At 66.1% G+C, this 6397-nt stretch carries 8 protein-coding genes; 1 reads left to right on the top strand and 7 read right to left on the bottom strand.

What is annotated here, in order from left to right; translation table 11 throughout:
* Window positions 1-106 precede the first annotated feature (106 nt).
* From JHC99_RS06400 to JHC99_RS06385, 5 genes are all read right to left on the bottom strand, one after another.
* Window positions 107-1462 (bottom strand): O-antigen ligase family protein, encoded by a 1356-nt coding sequence (locus JHC99_RS06400; protein ID WP_292152634.1) that lies wholly within the window; start codon window positions 1460-1462, stop codon window positions 107-109.
* 40 nt (window positions 1463-1502) lie between these two features.
* Window positions 1503-1901: a hypothetical protein gene (locus JHC99_RS06395; RefSeq protein WP_292152632.1), complete on the bottom strand. Its 399-nt coding sequence runs from the start codon at window positions 1899-1901 to the stop codon at window positions 1503-1505.
* A 74-nt stretch (window positions 1902-1975) separates the two neighbouring features.
* On the bottom strand, window positions 1976-2254 hold the full coding sequence (locus JHC99_RS18770; protein ID WP_366927724.1) for a type II toxin-antitoxin system RelE/ParE family toxin: 279 nt from the start codon (window positions 2252-2254) through the stop codon (window positions 1976-1978).
* Window positions 2251-2517 carry a hypothetical protein gene (locus tag JHC99_RS06390; RefSeq protein ID WP_292152630.1) on the bottom strand — a complete coding sequence of 89 codons (267 nt, stop codon included), beginning with the start codon at window positions 2515-2517 and terminating at the stop codon, window positions 2251-2253. The genes JHC99_RS18770 and JHC99_RS06390 overlap by 4 nt, the downstream gene beginning before the upstream one ends.
* A gap of 46 nt (window positions 2518-2563) precedes the next feature.
* On the bottom strand, window positions 2564-4915 hold the full coding sequence (locus JHC99_RS06385; protein ID WP_292152628.1) for an ATP-dependent helicase: 2352 nt from the start codon (window positions 4913-4915) through the stop codon (window positions 2564-2566).
* Window positions 4916-5120: 205 nt separating this feature from the next.
* Between JHC99_RS06385 and JHC99_RS06380 the strand changes: the two genes are divergently transcribed.
* Window positions 5121-5324 carry a hypothetical protein gene (locus JHC99_RS06380; RefSeq protein WP_292152626.1) on the top strand — a complete coding sequence of 68 codons (204 nt, stop codon included), beginning with the start codon at window positions 5121-5123 and terminating at the stop codon, window positions 5322-5324.
* Between the two features lie 4 nt (window positions 5325-5328).
* On the opposite strand, the gene JHC99_RS06375 is transcribed toward JHC99_RS06380, so the two are convergent.
* Together JHC99_RS06375 and JHC99_RS06370 are read right to left on the bottom strand one after the other, a co-directional pair.
* Window positions 5329-6048, bottom strand: a complete 720-nt coding sequence (locus tag JHC99_RS06375; protein ID WP_292152625.1) for an SIMPL domain-containing protein — start codon at window positions 6046-6048, stop codon at window positions 5329-5331.
* 81 nt (window positions 6049-6129) lie between these two features.
* On the bottom strand, window positions 6130-6345 hold the full coding sequence (locus JHC99_RS06370) for a ribbon-helix-helix domain-containing protein (protein WP_292152623.1): 216 nt from the start codon (window positions 6343-6345) through the stop codon (window positions 6130-6132).
* Window positions 6346-6397 lie beyond the last annotated feature (52 nt).

The following is a 6397-nucleotide window of genomic DNA, read 5'->3' as shown; positions in this document are numbered from 1 at the left end:
GGAGGGGGCTGCGGCGGGTGCGACTGCGAGCGCCGGCACGGGCGCAGCGGCCTGCGGCTTCAGCTCCGGCGCGACCTCGGCCTTCTTCGGCTCGGGCTCGGGGATGTCATCGAACAGGGAGGGGGCGGCGGCCATGCGGGGAGTGTGCTGCGATTCGGGATCGCGTCAGGTAGGCCGCGCCGCCGCCATGAGCAAGGCGACCTTGGGGAAGCGGCGATCTCAGAACCTCAGGATCCGCCAGCAGCCCCCGCGTCATGATCGCCAGCAGCAGCGCCCACGGCAGGTTGGCGTTGGTCAGCAGCACGCTTTCGGACAGGCTGAGCAACAGGAAGACCGCGAAATAGGCGATGCCGAAATAGCCCTCTCGCGCCCCGGCGACCGGGATGCGGAACAGCGACGTCAGGAACGCCAACGCCACCGCGAACCCCACCGAGAACGCCCCCGGCCAGCCCAGCTGGATCAGCAGGTCGATCCAGCCGTTGTGCGCCGACGGCACGGGCCACTGGGTCTCCGCACGGATGAAGGCGGCAGGAACCGAATCCCGCCCCCAGAAGGCCTGATAGCCGAACCCGGTCCAGGGCCGCTCGCCGACCTCGCGCATCAGGGCGACCCAGATGTCGGTGCGTCCGGTCAGGGACGGATCCTTGCCCAGGGCCTTCAGGACCACGGCCGGTTCAGTGATGAAGACGTAACCCACGATGCCCGTCAGAACGACGCCGAACCACAGGGCCACGACCGTCAGGGCCGGTCCGCCCTGGCGCATCGCCCACAGCGCCCCGACCACCCCGACCCCGATCAACAGGCACAGCAGCGATGTCTTGGACTGGGTGGCAAGCACCAGCACCGTCGTCACCACCAGGGCCAGGGCCGGCAGCAAGCGCCGTCGATCCATCGACGCCAGACAGGCTGCGGCAGCGATCGCCCCGGCGACCATGACCACACCCATCTGGTTCTTCTCATACCACAGCCCGCGCCACAGGCCGGCGTTGTCGTACTGGTGGATACCGATGGCGGGGAAGGCGAACACCATCACCAGACTGCCCAGCCCCATCAGAAGGCCCGACAACATCAGCACGCGCGGCAGATGTGGACCCCGGAAGACGGCCCCCAGATAGATGGCGAACAGGCTGGAAAAGAACAGCGCCAGGGTCCGCCTGGACGTCACCCCCGGATCGATCGACCAGTATTTCGACGCATAGGCGTGCAGGCACAGCAGGACCAGGATCAGCAGCGCCGGCCATGCCTTGACCATTCGCTCGGCCCGCCAGCAGCACAGGCCCAGGGTCACCGCATAGACCGGCAACCAGATCAGCCTCAGGATCGGCGTTTCCTGCTGTAACGGCGCGAACACCGGCCCGATCAGGGCCCCGGTCAGCATCACGATCACCCCGATCGCCGCCGCCTGTTCCCACAGGGGCGGTTCGGGTTCGTCGAACACGGGGTCAGGACGGGCGAGGTTCACGCCCGTCAGGGTCGGCGATCGTGCTTAAGGAAGCGTTGGCCTATTCGCCGCTGGCGACCTTCAGGGCCGCATCGATCCGCGCCACCACCGCCGGGTCAGAGGCATTCGCAACCTTCAGCGCCGCGCCTTCGGCGATCAGGCCATCGCCGCACCGCATGGTCTCCATCTGCGCCTGGACCTCGCGGTCCCGCTCGGACCCGTCGCCCCCGATCTCGCCGCCCAAGTGGGAGCAGAGTTCGGCGCGCCAGGCCAGGTTCGCCACCGGCTCGGTCGGCGGCGTGTTCGCCACCTCGTCATAAGCCTGCTGGCTGGCCGCCTCTGCGGCCTCAGCCGCCGCAGACGGAGCCTCCGGCCGCAACGCCTCCGACTTCGGCGCATCGGCGGGCGTGCACGCGGTAACGGCCAGAAGGGATAGGGCGATCAGGATAGGACGGTTCATCTCAGACGCTCCCCCAAGCGATTTTATATGGGATGTGTGGGCCGGATTCGTCGGGCAGGGAAGGGGCACCGCCGTTACCGCCGATCTTGGCGACTATGGAAGATGCGGCTGACGAAAATCTCTTTCGGCCTGATCTGGTAGCGGATTACAAAACCGTCTCGGCCAAACCGGACGGGACTTTCCCTGACGCTGTTGTCCGCTTTAAAGCCCAGCCTGGGAAAATCAGTCAGCAGCCCAATCGCGTCGAATAGTCTGCGTGACGCCGTCTCGGCGGCTTTCGGAGATCGTTCAACCAGCCAATTGATCTGGGCCTTCAAGTCCGACTGCGCAGCTTTCGAAAGGCGAACTCTCAATCAGCTGGTCCCAAGCGAGCGGCAAGATAGGCCTCCATTTCAGGTTGGACCTCCTCCCAATCCCGAGCGCCCTCTTCGGAAACCTCGCCTGTGTCCTCGCGCGGGTCGCCGTTGATCCACGTGAAGTCGTCGTAGTCGAAAAATTGATCCCCAAGGACCGACAGCGCGAGTTCCTCCCGCGAGATTCCCAAAGCCTTCGCCTTCTCGGCCAGCTTGGCCGAGGTGTAGTCGTCGAGCGTGAGGTTCAGAGCGCCGTCGGCCATGGGGCAAACCTAGCGCAAAATGCGAGCTCCTGCGACTCTTCCGAGCCTAGCTATCCGCCTTCTCCACGAACGTGTCGATCACCCGCTTTTCCCCCGCCTTCTCGAAGTCGATCAGCAGCTTGTTGCCCTCGATGACCCGCACCGCGCCGTAGCCGAACTTCTGGTGAAACACCCGCTCCCCCTTGGCCCAGCCGGCACCCGCCTTGGGATCGGCGGTGGCGACCAGGCGGCCTTCGCCTTCGATGACGGTGTGTCGGGCGTGGGCGGCGCGCGGGGTCTGCGTGGCGGTGAATGACTGGGCCCGTTTCCAGCCCGGTGAGGAATAGCCCGCGCCGAACGAGGGTGCGTCGTCCCAGCGGCTCTTGGCCTCCTTCATGCCGGTCGAGGCCCCGTAATATCCGGTGTCGCTCTGCGCCTCGACATTGGCGATGGGCAGTTCGTCGACGAAGCGGCTGGGCAGTTGCGAGGTCCAGCGGCCATAGACCAGCCGGTTGGCCGCGAATGATATCCGCGCATCACGCTTGGCCCGCGTCACCCCGACATAGGCCAGCCGACGCTCCTCCTCGAGCCCCTTCTCGCCCTTCTCGTCGATGCTGCGCTGGCTCGGAAACACCCCTTCTTCCCAGCCGGGTAGGAAGACCAGCGGGAACTCCAGACCCTTGGCACCATGCAGGGTCATGATCTGGACCGCGTCGTCGCCTGCCCCGCGATCCAGGTCCATGACCAGCGAGACGTGCTCCAGATAGGCCTGCAGCGTCTCGTACTGCTGCATCGCCTGGGTGAGTTCCTTCAGGTTATCCAGACGCCCCGGACCCGTCGTCCGGTCGGCCTTCTGCATGTCGGTGTAACCGCTCTCCTCCAGGATGGTCTCGGTCAGCTCCCAGTGGCGGGTGTCGGCGGCCAGCGCCCGCCAGCGGTCCATGTCGCGCACGAAGGTCGACAGGGCCGTCCGCGTCCGCGCCTGCAGCTCGTCGGAGGTGATCAGCTCGCGCACCGCCGTCATGGCCGAGACCTGCTGGTGGCGGGCGATCGACAGGATCTTCTGCACCGAGGTATCGCCGATGCCGCGCTTGGGCACGTTGACGATCCGCTCGAAGGCCAGGTCGTCGTCCTCGGACTGGATCAGCCGCAAGTACGCGTGTGCATCGCGGATTTCGGCCCGTTCGAAGAAGCGGGGCCCTCCGATCACCACATAGGGGATGGCCAGCATGACGAACCGTTCCTCGAACGCCCGCATCTGGAATGACGCGCGAACAAGGACGGCCATGTCCTTGTATTTCATGCCCGGTTCGCCCGCGTGGGGTCGCCGCGCCGTCTCGATCTCATCGGCGATCAGCCGGCTTTCGGCCTCGCCGTCCCAGACGCCGCGCACCCTGACCTTGTCGCCCGACTGATCCTCGGTCCACAGGGTCTTGCCCAGCCGGTCGCGGTTGGCAGCGATCAGCCCCGATGCGGCCCCCAGGATGTGTGAGGTCGAGCGATAGTTGCGTTCCAGCTTGACGATCTTCGCGCCCGGAAAATCCCGCTCGAAGCGCAGGATGTTGTCCACCTCGGCCCCCCGCCAGCCATAGATGGACTGGTCGTCGTCGCCGACGCAACAGACGTTGCCGGTCGAGGCCGTCAGCAACCGCAGCCACAGATACTGGGCGACGTTCGTGTCCTGATACTCGTCGACCAGGATGTATCGGAACCGCCTCCGGTATTCCTCTGCGATATCCGCGTGTTTCGACAGGATCGTCAGGTTGTGCAGCAACAGATCGCCGAAATCGCAGGCGTTCAGCGTGGCCAGCCGCGACTGATAGGCGGCATACAGCAAATGCCCCTTGCCGTTGGCGAAATCCTCGGTGCTGGGCAGTTTCTCGGGTGTCCAACCCCGGTTCTTCCAGTGATCGATCAGGCCGCTGAGCGACTTGGGTGTCCAGCGCTTGGTGTCGATGTTGGCGGCTTCCAGCAGCTGTTTCAGAAGCCGCTCCTGATCGTCCGTGTCCAGAATGGTGAAGCTGGACTTCAGCCCGACCAATTCGGCATGCCGCCTCAGGATCTGCGCCGCGACCGAGTGAAACGTCCCAAGCCACCGCAACCCTTCGGCCGACGGCCCGATCAGATGGGTGATCCGCTCGCGCATCTCGCGTGCGGCCTTGTTGGTGAAGGTGACGACCAGCAGTTCCCACGGGCGGGCCCGGCCCGTCGCCAGAATGTGCGCCAGCCGCGTCGTCAGCACCCGCGTCTTGCCCGTCCCCGCGCCCGCCAGCACCAGCACCGGCCCCTCGGTCGTCTCGACCGCCAGCCGCTGTTCGGGGTTCAGTCCGGCCAGATAGTCGGGCAGTTCGGCCACGCCGCCGGGTCCGCGTGAACGGGCCAGGTCGGAGATGCGGGGGGCGGGCACGGAATCGGTCAAGGTCGGCAACGCTCTCGGGCCGGAACTCACCGGCGGAATCGGGAGAACATATGTAGCACACCGCCGAACGCCAGCGGCGCCGTTCGCATCGGCATTTACCGGGCGCGTTCATCGGCCTGAACGTCTTGAGACCCGCTCGCAGGGAACCGTGGCCATACGGTCCCGTTCACAGCCCATCGTTCAACGGGCTTTGGGAGACACCACAATGGCTGAAGGCAACACGAACACCTCGGGCGGCGGCAACACCGGCCTGGCCTTCATCGTCGGCGGCCTGCTGGTCGTCGTGGTGATCATCGCCTTCTTCGTCTTCGGACGCGGCATGATGCCGGGCGAGTCCAGGGACATCGACGTCGACGTCAACCTGCCCAAGGTCGAGGCGCCGTCGGTGCCGACGCCGCCTTCGACCTGATCGCCTATTTCAGGCGATAGCTGACCGTCGCCACAACCCGCACCCGCTTGTCCAGCGAGGTCGATTCGGAATCCACGTCCTCGCGGGCCAGGATTTCGAACGACCCCTGGGTGGCCTGGGAGATGCCGCCCAGACTCGTCTTGGCGTCCTTTGCAAACTGCTCCGCGCCGGTGCGGGCGGATGCGGTGGCCTCGGCGATCATGGCCGGGCGCACTTCGTTCAGCTTGGTGAAGACATAGGTGGGGGCCGTGAAGTCCAGCACCACGCCTTCGCGAACCAGATCGTTCAGCGCCCGCTCGGTCTGGGCCACCCGACGTACGTCGTTGGTACGCACCGTCACGGTCTGGGCCAGGATGTAGTGGGGCGCGTTCTCTGACGACACATATTCACGGGCCTTGGTGTCGGTGACCTCCAGCCGGCCGATGGTGACCACGTCATCCGGATAGCCCTGCGCTTTCAGGAAGGCGCGCACCCTGGCGAGGTCGCCGTCGATCTTGGCCTGGGTCTCCGTCAGTTCCTCGCCTGCGCCGGTGAAGCGCAGCGACAGGATGGCCAGGTCGGCCGTGACGCCGCGCTCGGCCAGGCCCCGAACAGTCACCTGACGATCGCCGACCTGGGCGTTGACCACCCCATTGCCGATGAAGGCCCCGGCCCCCAGCAGGCCTACGGCGATCAGCCCGCCGAAGATGGCGGCCGGCGCCCAGGATTTTTCCAGAAAGCTCATGACGTTTCCCCCGAAACTTGAACGGGCTAGCCCGATTGCCGGACCCCGATCGCGCGGACATTGCGCCGCGCCCAGCGATTGTCAAACGGTGTTTTTTCCCGCCGTCCAGCCCAGGGCCAGCACCCGGCAGGCCGAGGCCAGGGGCCGGCGTCCGCGCGTCTGGTCGATCCAGGCCAGCAGCCCCGCCTGGCTCAGCTCGCGCTCCGCCGCGATGGCGTCCAGCACCGCCCAGAACTCGGGTTCCAGCGCAACGGACGTCGCGTGGCCGGACAGCGAAACCGACCGCTTCTTCAGCATCCGTGCCTCCGCTTGCGACGACTTGAACCCATATTAACGCCGATCAGTCTCA

It is taken from the genome of Brevundimonas sp., assembly GCF_016463485.1.
GTDB lineage: Bacteria > Pseudomonadota > Alphaproteobacteria > Caulobacterales > Caulobacteraceae > Brevundimonas.
Note: the sequence above shows the minus strand (reverse complement) of the source record. Positions and strands in the feature narration are given on the sequence as shown.

What these genes read in the sequence shown, in the direction of transcription:
- JHC99_RS06395 (WP_292152632.1), bottom strand. Translation starts at nt 1,901, where the DNA reads ATGAACCGTCCTATCCTGATCGCCCTATCCCTTCTGGCCGTTACCGCG.
- JHC99_RS06390 (WP_292152630.1), bottom strand. Translation starts at nt 2,517, where the DNA reads ATGGCCGACGGCGCTCTGAACCTCACGCTCGACGACTACACCTCGGCC.
- JHC99_RS06380 (WP_292152626.1), top strand. Translation starts at nt 5,121, where the DNA reads ATGGCTGAAGGCAACACGAACACCTCGGGCGGCGGCAACACCGGCCTG.
- JHC99_RS06375 (WP_292152625.1), bottom strand. Translation starts at nt 6,048, where the DNA reads ATGAGCTTTCTGGAAAAATCCTGGGCGCCGGCCGCCATCTTCGGCGGG.
- JHC99_RS06370 (WP_292152623.1), bottom strand. Translation starts at nt 6,345, where the DNA reads ATGCTGAAGAAGCGGTCGGTTTCGCTGTCCGGCCACGCGACGTCCGTT.